We start from the raw sequence: 20,659 nt of genomic DNA, 5'->3' as shown, positions 1-20,659 counted from the left end.
AGCCGTGATGTCCGCCAAGGCGCCCTATTACGAGAGTCGCTACATCCGCGCCAACCACCCCGAGCTGCCGCAAGCGCTGTGGCTACGGGAGACCTTGCTGCTGCCGACCGTGGGCGATCCCGTCGCCGATGTCTGGGTGATGTTGTTCGACCCCGAAGGCGAGGGCAACCGGGCTCTCAAGCAGCCGTACCCGATCGCCGCCGCGGCCTACGGCTACGGCGATTGGACCGCGCGGATCGGCGCGACGACCCTCGACGACCGATCGGCGCAGGGCGTGGTGACCGGCGGAAATCGATCGGCACGCTGGGATCTGCGGATCAGCCCCGGGTCCGAAGGCACGGTCAAGCTCCTGACCGAGCGCGCGTACAAGGCGCGCTTCCCGACAGCCAAGACGACGGTGCGCCACCCGCTGGCCGAGTTCGACGGTCAGCTCGAGCTCGACGACGCCCGGCTTGTGCTCGACGGCTGGACCGGCAGTGTGAACCACAATTGGGGAACGCGACACACACCGGCTTACGCGTTCGGCCAGGTTTGCGGATTCGACGACGCACCCGATTCGACGCTGGAGATCGTGACGGCCCGTGCCGCAATCGGATCCGTCTTGCTGCCGGGCGTCACACTGTTCGTGTTCCGTCACGCCGGCCAGGAGTTCGCTGTCCGATCGATACGCGGCAGTATGCAGACCCACGGCAGGTATCGGCCGTTCTCGTGGGCGTTCGGTGCGCGGGTGGGGGAGAAGATGATCGAGGGCGAGATCACGACCGAGCCGGCCGACGTCATCGGCTTGACGTATACCGACACCGACGGCGGCTCCAAGTTCTGCTACAACTCCGCCATCGCAACATGTCGAATTCAAGTGGCGGGTAAAGCCTTTGAACGCACCGAGCTTGTCGCGTCGCGTCGCGCGATGTTCGAGATCCTCACCGACGTTCGCCACGACGACGTACCGCTGCTGGCCTAGTTCCTGGCCGAGCAGACGCAGAAGTACCCGACACGCCGAGGGTTTGGAGCCTTTTGCGTCTGCTCGCGAGGCGGATGGGGGGACCTACCAGCCCTCCGTCAAGACCCGGTCCAAGGTATCGACGTAGAAGTCAGCCGAGTCGATGTCAATGCACAACGGCGGCTTGGTTTTCAGGATGTTCATGTGATCGCCGGTCGGCTGGATGATCACTCCGAGCTCCAGCATGCGCTCACAGATCGCCGACGTCTCTTCAGCAGCCGGTTCCAGCGTGTCGGGGTCGCGAATCATCTCGACACCGAGGTAGAGCCCGATGCCGTGCACGGTGCCGATGATCGGATGCTTGTCCTGAAGCGCTTGCAGTCTCGCCTTCAAATGAGTACCGACGCGCTTCGCGTTCTGTTGTAGCCCCTCGTCACGCAGCACGTCGAGGACAGTGATCCCGATCGCGCATGACAGCGGGCTGCCGCCGGTAGAGGAGAAGAAGTAGCCCTGCGACCGGAATCCGTCGGCCACCGCGCGACTGGTGATCACCGCCCCCAGTGGATACCCATTGCCCGCCGACTTTGCGATCGACACGATGTCGGGCACCGCGTCCTGCTGCTGGAAACCCCAAAACCATTCGCCGAGACGGCCATAACCCACCTGGACCTCATCGGAGATCGCGAGGCCGCCGGCCGCCCGCACCGCCTCGTACACCTGCCGCAAGTATCCGTCCGGCAACGCCATGCCCCCGGCATTGCCGTACACACTCTCGCAGATGAACGCTGCGGGCGCGCGCCCCTCGGCAGCCAGCTGAGAGATCTGCTGTACCGCGTCGCCGGCATACCGCACGGCTTCGGCCCCGCGGTATTTGCCACGGAAGCTATTGGGCGACTCCACGGTATGAACCCAATCAGGCCTCGTCGCAAGCGCATTCGGGTTGTCGGCGGTCGACGTGGACACCGCATCCGTGCCGTACGTCCATCCGTGATAGGCCTCACGCACTGCCACGATGTCCCGCCGGCCCGTGACCGCCGTCGCGAGCCGGATCGCCAGATCGCTTGCCTCCGAACCCGAATTGACCAGGAAGACCGTGTCCAGCGAATCGGGCAGCGTGGCGGCGAGGCGCTCGCTGAACTCGACCACCGCCTCGTAGTTGAACCGCGAATTGGTGTTCAGCTTGCGCAGCTGCCGCGCGGCGGTGTCCGCGATCCGCGGGTGGGCGTGGCCCAGCACTGTGACGTTGTTGACCATGTCGACATACGTCCGGCCGGCCGTCGACATGAGGTAATGCCGCCGCCCGCGTTCAATCTGCGGCGGCCTGCGATAGTAAAACTCTTGTACCGGAGCAAAACTCGCGTCGCGCCGCGATAGCAGATCACCGGTCTTCGCGGCGTCCACCGCATCCAGGCCCAGCAGCGGCCGGGGGTCACGCGTCAGCGCCAGCCACCCCGGCGCAAGCTCTGAGCGGGTGAACAACGGCGCCGCGGGTGCACCGACGGGTCGCACACCGATCTCCACCCAGGACCCGGCGGATGCATCGGCCAGCGCTTCACCCGCACGCACACTGCCCGACGCAACAGCATCCGCCCCGGTCAGCGTCAACTCGTATTCAGCTCCGCGTAGCGTCGCCCCTTCGATCTCGCCGTCCCATGGCGAGACGAGCCTCGCCGGCGACGCCGCCCACAGGCTGATCCCGGTCGCGACGACATCGGGGCTTTCGTGCGTCAGCGTGCGGGTCCGGCTCAGCCTCGCCTGTCCCCAGGGAGTAACCACCAGCTGCGCGCCGTTTCGCACTGCCGCCCTGGCTAATTCGTCCTCGACATCCGCCTTGAGGGAACCGTCATCGTCGAATGCGAAGTCGTAGACGTCGGACGTCGTGGCCAGATCGAGCGTCATCACCGACGATGGATCCACATCAATGAGGGTCCCGGTAACAGGATCCGGCTGCGCGGCCAACCCGAGGTCGTCCCTGATCACCCCGGCCATCACGTCGATCGGGACTGACGTGGCCTGTTCGAACATCCGCCACTCAGCGTCGGACTGCTCGGTGATGTAAGGATTGTCGGGATCCAACTCGGCCTGCTGCGCGCCGCTGACAATCAGCACCGCGGTCCGCAACACCAGCAGCGGCCACAGCGCATCCACCTCCGCTGGGGTCAGCGGCCGGATGGCGTGAAATGCCCGTACCGCAGGGAGGATCGAAGTCGGACCGGTGCCCGGGTGACCCAGTACCGACGACACCGCGATCGCCAGTTCGGACACGGCCCACGTGTCGGACAAGTCGCCGAAGTCGATGATCCCGTCGGCTCGAGCAGAACCATCGCCACCGCGCGACACCACCACGTTGGCGTCGGTGAGGTCGAGATGCACCGCCTGCCGGGGCAGATCGTCGGCGAGCGGTGCGATCCTGGCCCATGCGTCACGGGCCGCGGCCTCGATCCGCGCCCGGTGTGACGGATCGTCGATATGCGAAATGAGCTCGGTCACAACGTCGGCGGCGTAGCGCAGGTCCCATTGCAGGACCCGGTCCAGGCCAGGATGGCTGAAGCCCTCGAGTGCCCGGCTCACTCGACCGGCGACATCGCCCAGCGCTGCTGCCGCGGTCGGCGCCAGATAGCCCGATTCCACTAGTGTGCCGCCCGGCAGGTAGCGCAGCAGCCGAACATACGCTGTGCCGTCCACCAATCCCGTAATGGCCGTGCACTTTTCGCCGGAAATGTTCGGCAGGGGTACGGCGATACGCAAAGTTGGCTCGGCGTCGGCGATCCGTTCCGCAGCCAGGTCCTGTGCCTCGATCTCGCTCGCATTGAACGCCGGGTTGGCGATCTTCAGCACGCCGACGATGGCGCCGTCTGAGCCCGTGACGACGAAGTTCTTGTCCTGTTGGCTACCCAGCGACGTCGCTCGGGCATACAGCCCGTAATGCGTTGCAAGGATTTCGCAGGCCTGTTCCTCGCTCACTTGAGGCGCCGGAAGCTCCCGTGCCTCAAGGAAATTGAAACCGATGGTCACCGGCTGACGAATTGCACGACGGCTTCGGAGAACGCGTCGTTGTCATCACCGGCCGCGGTGTGCCCGGCGTCGGACAGTTCGACGAACTCGGCGTGCGGCACCTTGTTCAGGAAGTCCTTCACACCCTCGGGACTGACGACGTCGGACAGCTTGCCCCGGATCAGCAGGATCGGGATGGTCAGGTCGATCGCGGCCTGTTCGAGCCTCTCCTCCCGCACAAACGCGTTGTCTGCAGGCGCGGTCAGGAACTTCGGATCCCAGTGCCAGTACCACCGGCCGTCGCGGCGGCGCAGGTTCTTCTTCAGGCCCTCGGGGCTGCGCGGCTTGGTCCGGTGCGGCAGGTACGCGGCGACCGCGTCAGCGGCTTCGTCCAGAGACTCGAAGCCGAGCACATGGCTGAACATGAAGTCGCGAATCCGGGCGCTGCCGTCCTTCTCGTACCGCGGCACCACGTCGACGAGCACCAGCTTCGTCACCTTTTCCGGGCCGGCAGCGTCGGCGACGAGGATGCCGGTCATTCCGCCCATGCTGGCCCCGATCAGCATCACCGGCCGCCCGATCTGGTCCAGTACCCGCAGGACATCCGCGCATAACGCATCCACGGTGTAGGTCGCGTCCGGTGAGCGGTCGGAATCGCCATGGCCACGGCTGTCGAGGGCGACGACATGGAAACCTTCGTCGGCCAGGATCTGGCCGGTGTTCTTCCACGAGAAGCGGTTCTGCCCGCCGCCGTGGAGCATCAAAACCGTCGGCCACACAGCCGCAGACTGCGCCCCGTTGTCCGATGTCGCCGCCGTTGCGGCTCCCCGGTTCCATTCGTCGGCGACCAGCACGAGGCCGTCGACACCGTGAAACGTCACCGTTTGCGATTCGCTGCGTGTGCTGCTCACGGACGTCCTCTCGGCTGGCCCCGGAGCCTGACGTTACCGAAGGGACAATTTGCGCCGATCTTCGGCCCAGCGGCCCGTCGGCGTCCCTAGAATTTGCGCGTGCAGCCCGATATCCCTGATGACGACGACAGAGGATGCATCATGGACGCTGCATACAACTGCCTGTCGGAACCGCACAGCGGTCCGATCCCTGTTGCCGCGATTCTGCAGCGTGCCAGGGTGTCTTCCCGCGCCTTCTATCGCCACTTCGAATCCAAGGACGAACTGTTCCTGGCGATGCTGCGAGAGGAAAGCGAAGCGCTGGCCGGCCGGTTGGATCGCATCGCCGACGAGGCACCCGGCGGGCCGATCGACCAGCTCAAGGCGTGGATCGCCGAGATGTTCGGTCTGGTGTACGACGCGAGGATGCGTATGCACCTCACCGTGATCGACTCCGACGAGGTGCGCGCCGCGAAGGGATATCGCGAAACCCGCGAGCGTGCCCACGCAGATCGCGAACGCTCACTCGTCGAGATCCTGCGACGTGGCCGCGACGACGGCTCCTTTCCGTTGGCCGAACCCGAGCGCGACGCGATCGCCATCAGCGCCGTCGTCAGTCGTGGGATGAGTCAGCCTCCAGAGGGCGGCGGAGGAATGGAGTGCGCGCAGGCCCGCGTGCTGGACTTCGCCCTGCGTGCGCTCGGCGCCTATCGATGAGTTCTGGGTGGCGTGTCGGTCTATCCCGATAAGCCGCCTGGACGAAAGGAACTCCTATGCCGTCGATCACGCCGTCACTCTGGTTCGCCAACAAGCTCGAGGAAGCCGCGCAGTTCTACACCTCGATCTTTCCCAACTCTTCGATCGAGCACTTCGACCGTTACACGGATGCCGGACCCGGCACGCCCGGCGAGGTCGTCTCGGGCACATTCGTGCTCGACGGTAACCGGTTCGTTGGCATCAACGGCGGACCGCACGACGCGTTTAACGACGCGGTCTCGTTCATGGTCAACTGCAAGGACCAGGCGGAAGTCGACTACTACTGGGACCGGCTGGTCGACGGCGGCGAAGAGTCGCAATGCGGTTGGCTACGGGACCGCTACGGGCTGCGTTGGCAGATCGTGCCTGACCGGCTGTTCGAGCTGCTCGGCGATCCCGATCCGGCCCGCGCCGCTGCCGCGACGAAGGCCATGCTGGGCATGCGCAAGATCGTCGTCGCCGAACTCGAGGACGCGGTCCGCGACGCCTGACCGTCAGCTCGTGAGGCGGTCGATCCACTCGATCGTGGCGTCCGTGATCGGGGCCACCTCGGCGGCGTCCTCACACATGATCACCATCCCCGACGCCTCGGCCATCACCGCGACGAGGATGCGAGTCAGTAGCTGCCCTCGGTGTGAGGTATCCAGTTCGAGCGCCGACATCCAGCGCCGAAACCCCTTCAGCATGCTGCCGCGGCGAACCAAGTCGAAACCGGCGGGGGTGTCGCCCGACGCGAGCACCATCGCCGCGCGCCGATTTACCCACATCGCCTCCAGATACGCTCTCGCGTTCGTTTCGAACGCGAGCGGGCCGTTGAGTTCGCCCGCATGGTCCGTGGCTGCGTCGATATGGCGGTCGATGTCGGCGGCCAGCCGCTCGAAGATCGCCAGGAACAACTCCTTCTTGCCGCCGAAGTGGTGGTAGATGCTGCCGATGCTGGCTCCTGAGCGCTCGACGATGTCGGCCATCGTGGCGGCGGTGAATCCCCTCGAGGCAAAGACGTCGGTCGACGCGTCCAGGATGCGCTGCTTGGTCGCGTCGGTCTTCGCCCAGCGGCGCATCGGAGTGTCGGAAAGGCCTGGTACCCGGGCGTGGTCCACCGAATCGTCGGAGGGCGCCGAGGTCGTCATGCGATGAAAGCTAGCGCACCGCGTGCGGTTTTCGAACGCAGTTCTAGAAGGTCGCCGCTTATGCATTTGCGGAGTTTGCTGCGCGGCCTGTTCACGCATAGCGCCTCTTGCTGGGCGTGCACGAACCGTTATCGAACTGTATGTTGCCCGATATATCGAATTCCTGCCGCGTACGGGGCTTTTCATCGCTGGGTAGTGTTGGCGCAGAAGCCATTCCGGCTTGCCTCATCTTGTACCAGGTGGGAGTGGTGGTGATGGTCACGCTGCCTCGTTATATGTTGCTCGCCGCGAAAACGTTGGTGTACCGTTCTTCGATCAGCTCCTGTGTCGCGAATCACAGCGAATTGGGGCCGGCTAAGCACGTCGGAGGGAATCAGCGGGCTATGCGAACGAGGAGCCGCCGGGGAAGGGCCCGCTGATGGCCGCGTCCAACGTCGTTGCCAAACCGGTACGCGCCTTCGGCGGCTTCTATGCGATGGCACTCGACGTGTTCGTGGTGATGTTCAAGCCTCCGTTCGCATGGCGTGAATTTCTCTCGCAGGCTTGGTTTGTCGCACGGGTGTCGATCGTGCCGACGCTGATGTTGACGATTCCCTACACCGTGTTACTGACGTTCACCTTCAACATCCTGCTGACAGAGTTTGGCGCAGCCGACTTTTCGGGCACGGGTGCGGCACTGGGCACGGTGCGGCAGATCGGCCCGATCGTGACCGTGTTGGTGGTCGCCGGCGCCGGTGCCACTGCCATGTGCGCCGACCTGGGGGCGCGCACCATTCGCGAGGAACTCGACGCCTTGCGGGTGATGGGCGTCAATCCGATTCAGGCGCTCGTCGTTCCGCGGGTATTGGCCGCGACGTTGGTATCGCTGGCGCTGGCGGCGACCGTCATTCTTGTCGGGCTCGCAGGGGCCTACTTCTTCTGCGTGTACATCCAGCACGTGTCACCGGGTGCCTTCGCCGCAGGCCTGACGCTGATCATCGGCGCCGTCGACGTCACGATCGCGCTGGCGAAGGCGGCGTTGTTCGGTCTTTCCGCCGGCATGATCGCCTGCTACAAGGGGATTTCCGTGGGCGGCGGCCCGGCTGGCGTCGGTAACGCGGTCAACGAAACCGTCGTCTTCACCTTCATGGCGTTGTTCGCGATCAACGTCGTCGCGACCGCCGTCGCCGTGAAGGTGACCGCATGACGGTATCGAGGCCCCATTCCCAGTTCCCGTGGCTGAAAAGCCGTTTCCGCAGCGTGGCCGAGCCGTGGAACCGGATCGGCAGGCAGACCAAGTTCTACGGACGAACACTGCGCTCGATTCACTACGCGTTCACCTATTACCGGGTCGAGTTGATCCGGCTGATTGCCCAGATGGGTCTCGGCGCCGGCGCTCTCATCATCATCGGCGGAACGGTCGCGATCGTCGGGTTCCTGACCGTCACCACGGGCGCGCTTGTGGCCGTTCAGGGCTATACCGACTTCTCGGAAATCGGCGTAGAGGCGTTGACCGGATTCGCGTCGGCGTTCTTCAACGTCCGTCTGATCGCACCTGCGACCACCGCGGTCGCGCTGTCGGCGACCATCGGTGCCGGTGCGACCGCGCAGCTCGGTGCCATGCGCATCAACGAGGAGATCGACGCGCTCGAGGTGATGGGCATCCGGTCGGTGGCCTACCTTGCTTCCACGCGCGTGGTGGCCGGTCTGCTCGTCGTCATCCCGCTCTATTGCGTTGGTGTGATTGCGGCCTTCTGGGCGGCGAAGTTCGGCACCACCGTCCTCTACGGCCAGTCGTCGGGTGTGTACGACCACTACTTCCGAACCTTCCTCAATCCGGTCGATCTGATGTGGTCCTTCCTTCAATGCGTGGTGCTGGCCGTGGTGATCATGCTCGTGCACACCTATTACGGATTCACCGCAAGGGGCGGACCAGCCGGTGTGGGTGAGGCGGTCGGGCGTGCGGTGCGGACCTCGCTCATTCTCGCCGCGTTCGTTCTCGTGATGATGTCGCTGGCCGTGTACGGCCAGTCCGGAAACTTCAACCTGGCCGGGTAGCGCATGGACAGTGACGAGGGCGGTCTGCATCCGGCGTGGCACACGCTGATTCTGGTGGTGGTGTTCGGCGTTTTGATATGGCTGTCGTACGCGCTGTTCGCAGGCACGTTGCGGTCGTACGTGCCGGTGACACTGACCTCGGACCGGGCCGGCCTGGTGATGGAGACCAACGCCAAGGTCAAGTTGCGCGGTGTGCAGGTGGGGCGGGTTGCCCAGATCACCGGCGGGACCGAACCCGTTGTCCTGAAGCTGGAGATCGACCCGGACCAGGTCAAATACATCCCGGCGAACATCGAAGCGCAGATCCGGGCTACCACCGTATTCGGCGCCAAGTTCGTCGATCTCGTCTATCCAGACGATCCCAGCTCGCAGCGTCTGGCGGCGGGACAGGTGCTGAAGTCGCGCAACGTCAGCACCGAGGTCAACACGGTCTTCGAGAACGTGGTCGTGGTGCTCAAGCAGATCGACACGGCCAAGCTCAACAGCACCCTTTCCGCGCTTGCCGAGGGCGTTCGCGGTCAAGGCGAGCGGATCGGTCAGGCCACTACCGACGCCAATCAGGTTCTGCTGCAGCTCAACCCGCGCAGTGAGACGATCCGCGCCGACTGGCAGGCACTGAAGGGCTTCAACGACGCGTATAGCGGTGCGGCCCAAGACATTCTGACCGTTCTGAACGCAGCCAGCACGACGAGTGCGACCATCACCAGCCACACCAAGCAACTGGATGCGTTGCTGCTGGCCACGATTGGGCTCTCCAACAGCGGAATCAGCCTCCTGGCACCGAATCAGGCCAACCTGATCAAGGCCATCAATGTGCTAGAGCCGACCACCAACCTGTTGTACAAGTACAACCCCGAGTACACCTGTCTGCTCGTTGGCGCGAAAACCCTGCTGGATACCGGAGGTTACGAAGCGCCCGGCGGCAACGGCCGAACACTCGTGCTCGACACCGCCCTCTCGCTCGGGGACGACCCGTACCATTATCCGGCCAACCTGCCGGTCATCGGCGCCAAGGGCGGACCGGGCGGCAAACCAGGGTGCGGCTCTCTGCCGGATGTCGCGAAGAACTGGCCGGTGCGGAATCTCGTCACCAACACCGGATTCGGCACAGGCGTGGATTGGCGACCGAACCCCGGCATCGGCTTCCCGGCCTGGGCCAACTACCTGCCCGTCACCCGTGCGGTGCCAGAGCCGCCGAGCATTCGTAACCTGTTCGGTGGGCCTGCGCCGGGACCGATTCCGTATCCAGGCGCCCCTGCGTATGGAGCGGACCTCTACGCGCCGGACGGCACGCCATTGTGGCCGGGCCTGCCACCGGCGCCTCCGCCGATGGCGCCACGGGATCCAGGTCCGACACCGGGCTCGGAGCCGTTCGTGGTCCCGGCGCCCGCGCAAATGCAGCCGACCCCGCTACCTCCTGTTCCACTGCCGCGGGAGGCCGCCCCATCGCCCTGACCGTCCGTTATTGCCTCAGCCGGAAAGGTAACCAGTCATGAGAGAAAGCCTGCGAAGCGTCGCCTTGCGACTCGCTGTCTTTCTGGCTGTGTGCCTGCTCGGTGTTTTCGCGCTGTACGCGGTCTTCGGGCAGCTGCGCTTCGGGGAGAAGACGCACTCCTACAGGGCAGCGTTCACCAACGTAACCGGGCTGGAGAACAACGACTTCGTCCGCATCGCCGGTGTCGAGGTCGGGCAGGTGAAAAAGGTTGCCATTCAACCCGACACGACGGCGCTGGTCGAGTTCACCGCGGACGAATCGGTGGTGCTGACCGAGGGCAGCCGAGCCGTCATTCGTTACGACGACCTGATCGGCGGGCGGTATCTGGCGTTGGAGGAAGGCGCCGGTGGCACCAAGAAGCTCAACCCCGGCGGCACGATTCCGCTGGCCCGTACGTCCCCGGCGCTGGACTTGGATGCGTTGATCGGCGGGTTCCGGCCGCTGTTTCGGGCGCTGGATCCGGATCAGGTAAACGCGTTGTCCGGCCAGTTGATTGCCGCCCTGCAGGGCCAGGGCGGGACGATCAACTCGTTCCTGTCCCAGACTGCGGCGCTGACGAGCACACTGGCCGATCGTGATCAGCTGATCGGGCAGGTCATCCTCAACCTCAACACCGTGCTGGGATCGCTCGGAGACCAAAGCAACCAGTTCGCAAAGGCCGTCGACGCGATCGCCGACCTGGTGAAGGGCCTCGCGTCGCGCAAACAGGACATCGCCAACGGGCTGGCCTACACCAACGCCGCCGCAGCAAGCATCACGGACCTGTTGGCGCAGGCCCGTCCACCATTTGCGAAGACGATCCACGAGACCGATCGAGCGGCGGGAATCGTGGTGGCCGATCACGATTACTTCGACAACCTGCTCAACACCCTGCCGGATGCATACCAAGCGCTTGCGCGCCAAGGCATTTACGGTGACTTCTTCAGCTTCTACCTGTGCGACATCGTGCTGAAACTCAACGGCAAGGGGGGCCAGCCGGTGTACGTCAAGGTCGCGGGCCAGAGCACCGGGAGGTGCGCGCCGAGGTGAAACCTTTCTCTGAACGCAATCTGTTTGTCATCGGTGCCATCGGGCTCACCATCACCGTCGCCATCATCTTGGGTGCGATCAACTACGACAAACTGCCGTTCCTCAACCAGGGCAAGCAGTATTCGGCTTACTTCGCCGAGGCGGGCGGGCTGATGGACGCTGCCGCCGTGCAAGTTTCGGGCTTCCAAGTGGGCAGGGTCGAGTCCATCGAGCTCGACGGGCCACGGGTGCTGATCAAGTTCACCGTCGACAAGAACATCCGGCTCGGGGATCGCACCGAGGCGGCAATCAAGACCAAGGGTCTGCTCGGCACGAAGATCCTCGAGGTCACCTCGCGAGGCGACGGTCGGCAGGACGGGACGATTCCACTGGAGCGCACCACGTCGCCGTATCAGCTGCCCGATGCGCTGGGCGAATTGGCGACCACGATCAGCGGTCTGAACACCAACCAGTTGTCGGACTCGTTGCGGGTGCTGTCCGAGACATTCGCCGACACCCCACCGGAACTCAAGATCGCGGTCGAGGGCGTGGCCCGGTTCTCGCAAACGCTCAACGAGCGCGATGCGCAGCTGCGCGGTCTGTTGACCAACGCGGACAAGGCGACGACGGTTCTGGCCGAGCGCAGCAACCAGGTGGTCAGTTTGATCGGCAACACCAACGCACTGCTGGCCGAGCTCGAAAGCCAAAGCGCCGCATTGGATCAGATCTCCGGAAACGTCTCGGCGCTCAGTCAGCAGTTGCAGGGTTTCATCGCCGAGAACCGCGGGACGATGAGACCCGCGCTGGACAAGCTCAACGGGGTGCTCACGATCCTCGACAACCGCAAGGAACGTCTGCAGAAGTCGCTCAAGCTGCTCACCCAGTACTCGATGTCGCTTGGCGAATCAGTGGCATCCGGGCCCTTCTTCAAGACCTATGTCGCGAATCTGCTGCCGGGACAGTTCGTTCAGCCGTTCATCGACGCCGCGTTCTCCGACCTCGGTCTGGACCCCAACACGCTGCTGCCTTCGCAACGTACCGACCCACAGATCGGCCAGCCGGGGACACCGGCATTGCCCGTGCCCTACCCCCGGACGGGGCAGGGCGGCGAACCGCGCCTAACCCTGCCCGACGCGATCACTGGCAATCCGGGTGATCAGGGCTGCGGTCCGCCCGGCTTGCCGTTGCCAGGGCCGACAGGCTGCTACCCGTACCGCGAGCCGCTGCCGGCGCCCGCGCCGGGTGGCCCGCCTCCGGGACCGCCCGCGCTGCCGCCACCCGGGCTGGAGTCCACTCCGCAACCGACGCCGAGCCCCGTCATGGTGCCCGCACCCGGGGAGGCTGGACGATGAACCGTATTCGCAAGAGCTGGGTCGCGGTCGCCCTTGCCGTGCTGCTGGTCGCCGGAGTGGCCGTGCTGTTGCGCACCAGCGACACCATCAATCGGACGAATGTCGTTGCGTACTTCGAGAACAGCAACGGCATTTACGTCGGCGACGACGTTCGCATCCTCGGTGTGAACGTCGGCAAGATCACAGCAATCGAGCCTCAACCCGAGCGGGTGAAGATCTCGTTCTGGTACAACAGCAAGTACAAGGTACCGGCCGACGCGAAGGCCGCGATCCTGTCGCCGACCCTGGTGACCGCGCGGGCCGTTCAGCTCACTCCCGTCTACACCACCGGGCCGGTGATGCGGGACAACACAGTGATTCCGCGCGAGCGCACCGCCGTCCCGGTCGAATGGGACCAAGTCCGTGCGCAATTGGAGAAGCTGGCACATACGCTGCAGCCGAGCGAACCCGGCGGAGTGGCTCCACTGGGATCGCTGATCAACACCACCGCTGACAACCTGCGGGGCCAGGGCGCCAACATCCGCGACACCGTGATCAAGCTGTCGCAAGCCTTTTCAGCTCTCGGTGATCACAGCACGGACATCTTCTCGACCATCAAGAATTTGGCGATTCTGGTGTCGGCGCTTCAGGACAGCACCGACTTGATGCGCCACCTCAACCAGAACCTGGCGTCGGTGACCGGGCTGTTCGCAAACGATCCCGACGAAGTGGCCAACGCGGTCAGCGATCTCAACAATGTCGTCGGAGAGGTCCAGACGTTCGTGGCCGAGAACCGTGAAGCGCTGGGCACCACGTCGGACAAGTTGGCAGGGGTTACCCAGGCGTTGACCGACAGCCTCGACGACGTCAAGCAATTCCTGCACATTACGCCCAACACGTTGCAGAACTACGTCAACATCTGGCAACCCGCCCAGGGTGCGGTAAGCAGCGTGCCGATGCTCAACAACTTCGCCAATCCGATTTCCTTCCTGTGCGGCGCTATTCAGGCGGCATCACGGCTGGGCGCCGAGGAGTCGGCGAAGCTGTGCGTCCAATACCTGGCGCCGATCATGAAGAATCGCCAATACAACTTCCTGCCCCTCGCGCAGAACGTCTTCGTCGGTGCCACGACGCGGCCGAATGAGCTCACCTACAGCGAGGACTGGATGCGGCCGGATTACATTCCGCCGCAAACTGTTCCATCCCAGCCGCCGCCGGCGGAGGTACCGCCACCAGCGCCGCCCCCGGGTCCCCCGTTGGCGGCAGAGGCGCCGATAACACCGAACCCGGCTGACGGCCTGTCCGGGCTGATGGTGCCGCCTGGGGTGGGACCATGATGCGGGCCAAGGCGTTTCGCACCACATCCGTCGCGGTCGTGCTGGCAGCTGCGCTATCGGGCTGCGCCGCCTGGCAAGGGCTGAACTCGCTTCCGCTGCCGGGTGTGCAGGGTACCGGTCCGGGCGGGTTCACCATCCAAGCGGAGATGCCCGACGTGGACAACATCGAGCCGAACTCCCGCGTCCGAGTGGGTGACGTGAACATCGGCACCGTTACCAAGATCGAGCGCCAGGGCTGGCATGCGCTGGTGACGATGAAACTCAACGGTGATGTCCAACTTCCTGCCAATGCGACCGCGAAGCTCGGTCAGACCAGCCTGCTTGGTTCGCTGCACATCGAGTTGACGCCGCCGACCGACGTCGCGCCGGAGGGAAGGCTGCACGACGGCTCGCTGATCCCGCTGGCGTCGTCGGGGGCTTATCCGAGCACCGAGCAGACGCTGGCCGCGATTGCGCTGCTGCTCAACGGTGGTGGCATCGGCAACATTCAAGACATCACCGACGCGTTGAGCATCGCCTTCGCTGGGCGCGAGAACGACTTACGCAGCCTGATCGAGCAGCTCGACAAGGCCATCGGCTACCTGAACGACCAAAAAGACGACATCATCGCGGCCTCAGAGAGCCTGAACAACCTGATCAGTCAGTTCGCCGCGCAGAAGCCCGTGGTGGACAAGGCATTAAAGACCATTCCTGATGCGCTGGTGGTGCTGAAGGATCAGCGCAACAACCTCTCCGAGGCTTTGGCGCAGCTCGGCAAGTTCAGTGCCCTGGCCGCCGATTCGGTCAACCAAACCAAGGACGCACTCGTCCAAGAGCTCAAAAACCTTGGGCCGGTGCTGCAATCACTGGCCGACGCCGGCCCGGCGCTGACCCGCGCGCTGAGCTTCCTGCCCACATTCCCGTTCCCCAAGGAGACGCTGACCAACTGGATGCGTGGCGACTACGCCAACCTGACGTTGATCCTCGACTTGACGTTGAGCCGGATCGACTCCGGATTCTTCACTGGATCGCGGTGGGAGTGCGATCTGACCTGGCTGGAGATTCAGTGGGGCCGCACCATAGGCCAGTTCCCCAGCCCGTGCACGGGGAGCGCCCCGCCGAACGGCGCCGGCAATCCGTTGATCGCTCCGTATCACTGGGATCAGGGGCCCTGACATGATTTTGACGAGACGGATCCTCATCCAGATAGCCATCTTCGCCCTGGTTGCGACAACCGCCCTTGCCGTCATGCTGTTCGGCTACATGCGGGTGCAAGACATGGTTGGCATCGGGGAGTACCGCGTGACCGTCGAGCTGGCCGAGACCGGTGGACTGTATCCGCGGGGCAACGTCACCTACCGCGGCGCGCAGGTCGGTACGGTGGATAGTGTCCACTTAACCAATTCCGGTGCGGCGGCAGTCCTTTCACTCGATTCGAATGTCAAGATCCCCGCCGATGTCGAGGCCGAAGTGCACAGTGTGTCCTCCGTTGGCGAGCAGTACGTCCAGCTGCTGCCCCGAAGCGGTAGCGGGCCGATGCTGAAGGACGGCGACGTGATCCCGGCGGACCGCACGACGGTCCCGACGGACATCAACAAGGTCTTGACGGACACGACCCGCGGCCTGGAGGCCATTCCACGCGAGAACCTCAAGACCGTCATCGACGAGGCGTACGTCGCGGTGGGCGGTCTCGGCCCGGAGCTTCGCCGACTGGTCAACGGCAGCACGACACTTGCCATCGATGCCCGTAAGAACCTCGACCCCCTGACGACACTGATCGACCAGTCCAAGCCCGTACTGGATACGCAGACGGAGACTGCGGGGTCGATCCAGGCGTGGGCGTCGAACCTGGCAAGCGTCACCAGTCAGCTGCAGAACCAGGACGCCGCAGTGGCCGGAATCCTGGACAAGGGGCCGGGTGCGGCCGATGAGGTACGGGCGTTGTTCGACCGAGTGCGGCCGACGCTGCCGATCGTGCTTGCCAACCTCGTCAGCATCGGGGAAGTGGCAGTCACTTACCAGCCGAGCCTCGAGCAGCTGCTGGTGCTGCTGCCGCAGGGCACCGCCGTCACTCAGGCGGTCGGCGTGCACAAGCGGAACACCAAACAGGACTACGAAGGCGATGCCTTGGTCTTCAACCTGAACCTGATGATTCCTGTCCTGCCGGCGCCGATCCCTCTGCCGCCGCAGCAGCTGCCGCCGCCGTGCACCACCGGCTTCCTGCCCGCCCAGCAGCAGCGGGTGCCCACATTCGAGGACTACCCCGACCGACCCGCGGGAGACGTTTACTGCCGTGTGCCCCAGGACGCGCCGTTCAACGTGCGCGGCGCCCGCAACCTGCCCTGCGAGACCGTGCCGGGCAAACGTGCCCCGACGGTGAAGATGTGTGAGAGCACCGAGTACTACGTGCCGCTCAACGACGGCTACAACTGGAAGGGCGATCCGAACGCGACGCTGTCGGGCCAGGCCGTCCCGCAGCTCCCACCTGGGTCGCCACCTGCACAAGCCGCTCCGCCACCGGGCCCGGCGCCGCCGCCAGTAGCGGCCGCTGAATACGACCCGGCGACAGGCACGTACGTTGGACCGGACGGGCGTGTGTATACACAGTCCAACCTGGCCCACCGTGCCACAGAGGAGCAAACATGGCAGACGATGCTGCTGCCCCCGAGGGGGAACTGAGCAAGTCGACTTCGGCAGAGGCCGAGTCGTCGGCGATCGAGGAGACGTCGAGCGCGGCCGAGCCGGATTCGGGTGGAAGCGAAACCACCGAGGCCGCTGACGCCGCCAAGACCGAGGCGACCGCCGAGGACGACGCCGACGCGGAGAACGCCGACGCGGGGGACGCCGACGTCGAGGACGCCGACGCGGAGGACGTCGAGGACTACGACGAAGCCAAGCCTGCCAAGCCGCCGATGTCGCATGTGCGGTTGGCGACGATCATCGGGCTGGTGCTCGTCGTGGCGCTTGGTGGCCTGACCGGCTGGCTGGGGTTCCGCACCTACGAGTCGCACAAGGCCGATGAACAACGCAAGCTGTTCCTTCAGGTCGGTCGGCAGGGCGCGCTGAACCTCACCACGATCGACTGGGAACACGCCGACGCCGATGTGCAGCGCATCCTCGACTCGGCAACCGGAACGTTCTATGACGACTTCCAGAAGCGCTCGCAGCCGTTCGTCGCTGTGGTCAAGCAGGCGCAGTCGAAGTCGGTCGGCACCATCGCCGAAGCCGGGCTGGAGTCCGAATCTGGTGACGGAGCCCAGGTGCTTGTCGCAGTGTCTGTCAAGACCTCGAATGCCGGTGCGCCGGAACAAGCGCCGCGCGCCTGGCGGATGCGCATCTCTGTGCAGAAGGTGGGCGACGAAGCCAAGGTGGCGAACGTGGAGTTCGTACCGTGAGCAAGCACATCCAAGACGAGACCGCGAAGGAAGAAGCCACTGTGCCTGCCGACACCGACACCGACATCGAGCAGGCCGACGAAGAAACGGCCGCCGAGGACTCGACCGGAAAGGCCGAGGAGTCAACCGATTCCGCCGAGGAGTCGACGGAAGCCGCCGACGAGTCGTCGGAAGCCGCAGACGAGTCGTCGGACAGCGATGAGCCGGAGAAGCCCAGGCGGCGCATCAAATGGGGCCGAGTGTTCGGCTTCGGGTTGCTGCCTGCATTGGCGCTGATGCTGGCGATTGGCGCGGGCTACCTCAAGTGGATGGACAACTCGGTGCGCGACAGTGAAGCCGCCGGCATCGAGTCGGTGCAGGCCGCGAAGGACAGCACCATCGCGATCCTTTCGTATAAGCCCGACACCGTCGAGCAGCAGCTCCATGGCGCGCGCGATCTGCTGACCGGCGAATTCCGCGATTCCTACACCTCACTGACCAACGACGTCGTGATTCCAGGCGCGAAGCAGAAGCAGATCTCCGCTGTGGCAACGGTTCCGGCCGCGGCGTCGGTGTCGGCCAAGCCTAACCACGCCGTGGTTCTGGTGTTCGTCAATCAGACCGTGGTCGTCGGCCAGGACGCACCGTCGGATTCGGCGTCCAGCGTGCGCGTAACGCTGGACAAGATCAACGGCCGTTGGCTCATCTCCAAGTTCGACCCGGTATAGCGTGACCCAACCACGCTGGCTCGATATCTCGGCGCCAGCTGTGCAACTGCGCGCATTGACATGGGGTTCGGCCGACGCGCCAATTGCGGTGTGTCTGCATGGTTTCCCGGACACGGCGTACGGGTGGCGCAAGGTCGCGCCCGCGTTGGCGGACGCGGGATGGCGCGTCGTCGCGCCGTTCATGCGCGGTTACGTGCCGTCGTCGCTACCGACCGATGGCAGTTATCACGTCGGCGCATTGATGGACGACGCGCTGCGGGTGCTCGAGGCGGCGGGCCCGACGGGACGCGACGTGATCATCGGACACGACTGGGGCGCCATTGCAGGCACGGGTCTGGCCGCGATGCCCGACAGCCCGTTCAGCAAGGCCGTGATCATGTCGGTTCCGCCGCCGGCCGCGTTCCGTCCGCTGGGCAAGGTTGCGCATCCGGGCCGGCTCGCCGCGCTGCTGCCGCACCAGCTGATGCGCAGTTGGTACATCGCGTATTTCCAATTGCCTTGGCTTCCTGAGCGTTCGGCGTCATGGGTGGTGCCCCGGCTGTGGCGGCAATGGTCGCCCGGATATCGCGCCGACGAGGACCTGCGCCACTTCGACGCCGCGATCGGCGCGCCGGATCGGTGGCGCGCCGCGCTCGGGTACTACCGCGCGACGGTACGGAACACCCGCCCGCCTGCGCGATACGCTGAACTGCACAAGTATTGGCTCGAGGCGCCGAAGCTGCCGACGTTATATCTGCACGGCACCGACGATGGTTGTGCCACACCGGATTACGCCCATTGGGTGGAGAAGGTCCTGCCGGACGGCAGTGAATTGGCCACCGTGGAAAACGCTGGCCACTTCCAGCATCTTGAGCAGCCCGATCTCATCGCACGGCACATCGTCGACTTCATCGGGCAAGCCGCCTAGGACCCCTTCAAGCCGGGATGGTTGCGGGCGATCAGCGGCAGCAACAGCCGCCGCGGCCCGTGCTGGTAGATCACCGCCGCGATCCGGTTGGGTGCGCCGGGAACGATCACGGCCTTGCCGGCTGCCAGCCCGTCCACAGCGGCCCTGGCCACCGCGTCGGCCTCCTTCCACAGGAACTTCGGCAGCGACTTCTCCGCTTCTTCGTCGGGAATGCCAGCGGCTTCGCCGAACCCAGTCCGCACCGGACCAGGGCACAGCGTGGCGGCGGTGACGCCCGTGCCGCGCAGCTCTTCTCGCATCGCCTGGGTGTAGGACAGGACGAATGCCTTGGCCGCGCCGTACGTCGCCTGTCCGGGGACAGGGCCGAATGCGCCGACCGTGGCGACGTTGAGCACCGCCCCCCGACCGCGGGCGACCATGCCGGGTACGAACCGGCTGCACAGATCGACCACCGCGCTGACGTCGACCTCGATCAGATGAAGTTCGGCCTGCGGATCCGATTTGGCGACCGGGCCAAGGTTGGACAGACCGGCGTTGTTGACAAGGATGTCCGCGGTGATGCCGAGCGCCGCCACTTGGTCCGGGAGAGCGGCGCGGTCATCGGGTTTCGAAAGATCTGCCGGCAGCACGTGCGCGACACCGTCCAGTTCCTCGGCCAGCGCTCGCAGCCGGTCCGCGCGGCGGGCCACCAGCACCAATGCGTATCCGCGGCTCGCGAATTCGCGGGCGATCTGCTCACCGATTCCCGACGACGCCCCGGTGACGACGACGGCGCCGTCGTTACTCGGAGGCGGCAGCATGGGCCAGAGCCTAGCCTGATGGCATGACGGTGCGTCGGCTCTCGGCGGTCGATGCACAGACATATTGGATGTCGGCGAAGATCCCGAACGACCAGTTCCTCCTCTACGGTTTCGCAGGCGTGCCGTCGCGCCTGGATCGTGCGCTGGACGTAGTCCGTCAACGTGCGTCGGGCTGTCTCGAGCTCACGCTGCGGGTGCAGGACCGCAGCGTTCTGACGTATCCCGCGTGGGTGACCGGCGATGTGCGGCCTGACCAGTTCGTCGTGCACGACCTCGCTGACACCAGCTGGGCGGGCTGTTTGGCGGCGGTCGCGCGGTTGGGCGAGCACCAGCTGGACGCGCGCGTCATGACGTGGCGGCTGCATGTGTTCAGCCCAGTCGAAGGGTTGCCCGGCTCGGCCCATGGCACGGTGGCGGTGCTGCAGGCTTCCCATGCGCTCGCCGACGGGATCCGGTGTTCGGCCCTGGCCGCGTTGCTGTTCGGGCGCGCTGGGACGGTGCCACCCGTGCCTGCGCCACCGCCGTTTCGGGGCGCGGCGCTGCCGTGGCGCAGCTTTCGGGCCGCCCGAACGCATGGGCAGCTGGTCTGTGATACCGAGGCTGGAATTGTTCCGCCGCAAGCTGATTCGCGGCCGGTGCTGCACACAAACGCGCCACCGTCAGGAATGCGCACGGTCCGCACCGTCGTTCGTCATCGCAGTCAGATCCGTGGCCCGACGCTGACGGTCGGTGTACTGGCGTCGATCTCGACAGCGCTGGCTGGTCATCTGCGTGACTTGGGCGATGACCCGGCCACGTTGGGCGCGGAGGTGCCGATGGCGAAAGCCGGTGTGCGTCAAGCGCATAACCACTTCGGAAATGTCGGCATCGGCTTGTATCCGGAGCTGGAGTTCGGTGAACGGACGACGCGAATCGCCGAGGATTTCGCGCTGCGCCGCCGCCGGGCGGCGCAT

General features: G+C 65.1%; 19 protein-coding genes. 15 read left to right on the top strand and 4 right to left on the bottom strand.

Annotated elements, in window-relative coordinates:
• Positions 1 to 7 precede the first annotated feature (7 nt).
• Positions 8 to 961, top strand: coding sequence for a hypothetical protein (locus VJV41_RS00595; RefSeq protein ID WP_325330106.1), 954 nt, complete (start codon positions 8 to 10; stop codon positions 959 to 961).
• An 84-nt stretch (positions 962 to 1,045) separates the two neighbouring features.
• Here VJV41_RS00595 and VJV41_RS00590 read toward each other — a convergent pair whose 3' ends face one another.
• Together VJV41_RS00590 and VJV41_RS00585 are read right to left on the bottom strand one after the other, a co-directional pair.
• On the bottom strand, positions 1,046 to 3,955 hold the full coding sequence (locus VJV41_RS00590; protein WP_325330020.1) for an aminotransferase: 2,910 nt from the start codon (positions 3,953 to 3,955) through the stop codon (positions 1,046 to 1,048).
• Entirely contained in the window at positions 3,952 to 4,845 is an 894-nt protein-coding gene (locus VJV41_RS00585; RefSeq protein ID WP_325330019.1) for an alpha/beta hydrolase, read from the bottom strand. Before VJV41_RS00585 ends, VJV41_RS00590 begins: the two co-directional genes overlap by 4 nt.
• Positions 4,846 to 4,986: 141 nt before the next feature.
• On the opposite strand from VJV41_RS00585, the gene VJV41_RS00580 reads away from it, so the two are divergent.
• Positions 4,987 to 5,541 carry a TetR/AcrR family transcriptional regulator gene (locus tag VJV41_RS00580; protein WP_325330018.1) on the top strand — a complete coding sequence of 185 codons (555 nt, stop codon included), beginning with the start codon at positions 4,987 to 4,989 and terminating at the stop codon, positions 5,539 to 5,541.
• Positions 5,542 to 5,597: 56 nt separating this feature from the next.
• Positions 5,598 to 6,071, top strand: coding sequence for a VOC family protein (locus tag VJV41_RS00575; RefSeq protein WP_325330017.1), 474 nt, complete (start codon positions 5,598 to 5,600; stop codon positions 6,069 to 6,071).
• A gap of 3 nt (positions 6,072 to 6,074) precedes the next feature.
• Here VJV41_RS00575 and VJV41_RS00570 read toward each other — a convergent pair whose 3' ends face one another.
• Positions 6,075 to 6,710: a helix-turn-helix domain-containing protein gene (locus tag VJV41_RS00570; protein ID WP_325330016.1), complete on the bottom strand. Its 636-nt coding sequence runs from the start codon at positions 6,708 to 6,710 to the stop codon at positions 6,075 to 6,077.
• A 418-nt stretch (positions 6,711 to 7,128) separates the two neighbouring features.
• Between VJV41_RS00570 and VJV41_RS00565 the strand changes: the two genes are divergently transcribed.
• Genes VJV41_RS00565 through VJV41_RS00515 form a run of 11 tightly spaced genes read left to right on the top strand, consistent with a single transcriptional unit; the run spans position 7,129 to position 18,906 of the window.
• Positions 7,129 to 7,896 carry an ABC transporter permease gene (locus tag VJV41_RS00565; protein WP_325330015.1) on the top strand — a complete coding sequence of 256 codons (768 nt, stop codon included), beginning with the start codon at positions 7,129 to 7,131 and terminating at the stop codon, positions 7,894 to 7,896.
• Positions 7,893 to 8,747, top strand: coding sequence for an ABC transporter permease (locus VJV41_RS00560; RefSeq protein ID WP_325330013.1), 855 nt, complete (start codon positions 7,893 to 7,895; stop codon positions 8,745 to 8,747). The genes VJV41_RS00565 and VJV41_RS00560 overlap by 4 nt, the downstream gene beginning before the upstream one ends.
• Before the next feature lie 3 nt (positions 8,748 to 8,750).
• Positions 8,751 to 10,202 (top strand): MCE family protein, encoded by a 1,452-nt coding sequence (locus VJV41_RS00555; RefSeq protein WP_325330012.1) that lies wholly within the window; start codon positions 8,751 to 8,753, stop codon positions 10,200 to 10,202.
• A gap of 37 nt (positions 10,203 to 10,239) precedes the next feature.
• Positions 10,240 to 11,271, top strand: coding sequence for a virulence factor Mce family protein (locus VJV41_RS00550; protein WP_325330010.1), 1,032 nt, complete (start codon positions 10,240 to 10,242; stop codon positions 11,269 to 11,271).
• Positions 11,268 to 12,602: an MCE family protein gene (locus tag VJV41_RS00545; RefSeq protein WP_325330008.1), complete on the top strand. Its 1,335-nt coding sequence runs from the start codon at positions 11,268 to 11,270 to the stop codon at positions 12,600 to 12,602. Before VJV41_RS00550 ends, VJV41_RS00545 begins: the two co-directional genes overlap by 4 nt.
• Positions 12,599 to 13,918, top strand: coding sequence for a virulence factor Mce family protein (locus VJV41_RS00540; protein ID WP_325330006.1), 1,320 nt, complete (start codon positions 12,599 to 12,601; stop codon positions 13,916 to 13,918). The genes VJV41_RS00545 and VJV41_RS00540 overlap by 4 nt, the downstream gene beginning before the upstream one ends.
• On the top strand, positions 13,915 to 15,072 hold the full coding sequence (locus tag VJV41_RS00535) for a virulence factor Mce family protein (RefSeq protein ID WP_325330004.1): 1,158 nt from the start codon (positions 13,915 to 13,917) through the stop codon (positions 15,070 to 15,072). The genes VJV41_RS00540 and VJV41_RS00535 overlap by 4 nt, the downstream gene beginning before the upstream one ends.
• 1 nt (position 15,073) lies before the next feature.
• Complete coding sequence (locus VJV41_RS00530) at positions 15,074 to 16,576, top strand: MlaD family protein (protein WP_325330002.1); 1,503 nt, start codon at positions 15,074 to 15,076, stop codon at positions 16,574 to 16,576.
• A complete protein-coding gene (locus tag VJV41_RS00525; protein ID WP_325330000.1) occupies positions 16,540 to 17,292 on the top strand; it encodes an Mce protein in 753 nt (250 codons plus the stop codon). The genes VJV41_RS00530 and VJV41_RS00525 overlap by 37 nt, the downstream gene beginning before the upstream one ends.
• Positions 17,289 to 17,999, top strand: coding sequence for a hypothetical protein (locus VJV41_RS00520; protein WP_325329998.1), 711 nt, complete (start codon positions 17,289 to 17,291; stop codon positions 17,997 to 17,999). Before VJV41_RS00525 ends, VJV41_RS00520 begins: the two co-directional genes overlap by 4 nt.
• 1 nt (position 18,000) lies before the next feature.
• Positions 18,001 to 18,906, top strand: coding sequence for an alpha/beta fold hydrolase (locus VJV41_RS00515; RefSeq protein ID WP_325329996.1), 906 nt, complete (start codon positions 18,001 to 18,003; stop codon positions 18,904 to 18,906).
• Here the strand turns inward: VJV41_RS00515 and VJV41_RS00510 are convergent.
• Entirely contained in the window at positions 18,903 to 19,706 is an 804-nt protein-coding gene (locus VJV41_RS00510) for an SDR family oxidoreductase (RefSeq protein ID WP_325329994.1), read from the bottom strand. The two genes, VJV41_RS00515 and VJV41_RS00510, sit on opposite strands and share 4 nt — an antisense overlap.
• Before the next feature lie 23 nt (positions 19,707 to 19,729).
• Between VJV41_RS00510 and VJV41_RS00505 the strand changes: the two genes are divergently transcribed.
• On the top strand, positions 19,730 to 20,659 hold a 930-nt coding region (locus VJV41_RS00505; RefSeq protein ID WP_325329992.1), incomplete at its 3' end, for a DUF1298 domain-containing protein.

It is taken from the genome of Mycobacterium sp., from assembly GCF_035274705.1.
Lineage (GTDB): Bacteria > Actinomycetota > Actinomycetes > Mycobacteriales > Mycobacteriaceae > Mycobacterium.
Note: the sequence above shows the minus strand (reverse complement) of the source record. Positions and strands in the feature narration are given on the sequence as shown.